Consider the following 1,421-nt stretch of genomic DNA (forward strand, 5'->3'; position numbering starts at 1 on the left):
AGCAAGCTCCCTCGCCACGGGTTTGGCTTAAACCTGCAACACCCCACGAAACCCACGCGCCGCGTAATACGACTGCACGCCGTTGTGGTAGATGAACACCCGACCATAACGGTAGTCGCCAAAAATCGCCCCATCGAGCGCACGAAGTTCCGGAGGCGTCGCCAGCCAACTGGACGTCTTGGCATCGAACTCACCGAGCGTTTGCAGGGCTCGGTATTGCTCCTCGGTCAACAGGGTTATCCCCATCGCTTCGGCCATCTCGATCGCGCTGCCCTTGGGCTTGTTCTCCTTGCGCGCATCCAGGGCCGCACGGTCGTAGCAGAGGCTGCGGCGACCGGTGGGGCTCTCCTTTGCGCAATCGCAGAAAGTGACGGCGCCGGTCTGCGGGTCGAGACCGATCACGTCGGGCTCGCCACCGGTGGCTTCCATGGCCTGGAGGGTTTTCAGGGCATTGGGGTTGTTTTCGAGCCGGGTCTGGATGTCGGACCAGAGGATATCTGGGTGACGGTTCGGGTTTTGTTCGAAGCGGGTTTTCAGGGTTTGGATGAGGCTTTCTTGTTCTTGTTTTTTCATGGTTCGGGTGTCCGCGTGTTAATCGGTCATCCAATGATAGTGACTCTGACGGTATGCGTTGAACCAGCAATAGATCGCCGCACTCGCAGCCCTCTGGCAGAATCGCGCCGCGATTAACCTTGAATGAACAAGATCAGTCTTCAGGAATGAAGTCCCGAGTTAACGGAGTAACCCCGATGGTTATAGAAAAAACACAGTGCTTTTTGCAGCTTAGCCGGATGGACACGCATAACCGACTCCGGTTGTTGGCACTGGCGAGCCTACTGCTTGTTGGTTGCTCAAGCTATAAACCCTATCCCCCCAAAGCGGTTGAACGGGACCCGTGCCTGGATGCGGGACCGGTCAAAAGCCAGGCATTCGACCGTTGCGTAGCGGATCGAGAAGCGCGCCAAAAAGTGGCCCTCAGCGCGCTTCTCGACGATGGCCCCTCCCACGAAAAAGCCCTCGTAATCGTTGACCTAGACGAGGAGCACTGTACGAAGTCGTTGTCCCCGGCAGAGGAACAAGCGCTTCCTCTATCCGTGATCGTCAGCTGGAAATTTTCCTCCGAGACGGCCTTGCCGACGCCCGAAGACGCGGCCCGGATGAAGAAGATGGAAGCATTGTTGCTGCCCGCCATACAGGAGAAAGGGTTGGCGAAGTGGCTTTGCACTATCACGTCTGAACATCAGCGGGAATGGCTTTTCCTCACGCGAAACCACGAAGATTTTTTCACGCAGGCAAGGACCGCATTAAATGGGACGTACCCAATCGAGATGAGGGTAAACGGAGCACCGTAGCAAAGGCGAAGGGGTACAAACGCGAACCAGAAACCTAGCCGTTTTTTTTGTGGGAGCGAGCTTGCTCGC

2 protein-coding genes are annotated in these 1,421 nt (G+C 56.8%); one reads left to right on the forward strand and one right to left on the reverse strand.

Annotated elements, in window-relative coordinates; genetic code table 11:
* Positions 1–27 precede the first annotated feature (27 nt).
* Positions 28–573 (reverse strand): DUF4256 domain-containing protein, encoded by a 546-nt coding sequence (locus tag OC610_RS27370; protein WP_264432565.1) that lies wholly within the window; start codon positions 571–573, stop codon positions 28–30.
* Positions 574–749: 176 nt separating this feature from the next.
* Here OC610_RS27370 and OC610_RS27375 point away from each other — a divergent pair, with 176 nt between their 5' ends.
* Positions 750–1,352: a DUF695 domain-containing protein gene (locus OC610_RS27375; protein WP_264432567.1), complete on the forward strand. Its 603-nt coding sequence runs from the start codon at positions 750–752 to the stop codon at positions 1,350–1,352.
* Positions 1,353–1,421: the final 69 nt, after the last annotated feature.

This window comes from Pseudomonas agronomica, assembly GCF_025917275.1.
Taxonomy (GTDB): Bacteria; Pseudomonadota; Gammaproteobacteria; order Pseudomonadales; family Pseudomonadaceae; genus Aquipseudomonas; species Aquipseudomonas agronomica.